We start from the raw sequence: 246 nt of genomic DNA, 5'->3' as shown, positions 1-246 counted from the left end.
AGTGTCACGGCTGATAGTGTGACTACAGGTAACACGACAGTCAACACCAATGGCATCACCATCAAAGATGGTCCAAGCATGACCACTGACGGCATCAATGCCGGTGATAAAACGATCACCGGTGTCGCTGATGGTATCGAAGTCAATGATGCTGTCAACTTTGGTCAGCTCAATGCGCTTGATGGGAAGCTCAGTAACAGCGTTAACGAGCTCGGTTACAAGATTAATGAAGTAGAAGACGATGCC

1 protein-coding gene is annotated in these 246 nt (G+C 48.0%); it reads left to right on the top strand.

The window, feature by feature from the left end; all coding sequences use genetic code 11:
* Positions 1-246 (top strand): hypothetical protein (locus SB725_RS33165; protein WP_410923695.1); only part of this gene is annotated, 246 nt, incomplete at both ends.

Origin of the sequence: Pseudomonas sp. SIMBA_041 (assembly GCF_046535095.1) — a bacterium.
Taxonomy (GTDB): Bacteria; Pseudomonadota; Gammaproteobacteria; order Pseudomonadales; family Pseudomonadaceae; genus Aquipseudomonas; species Aquipseudomonas mucoides.
This window is presented reverse-complemented; position numbering and strand designations above follow the sequence as displayed.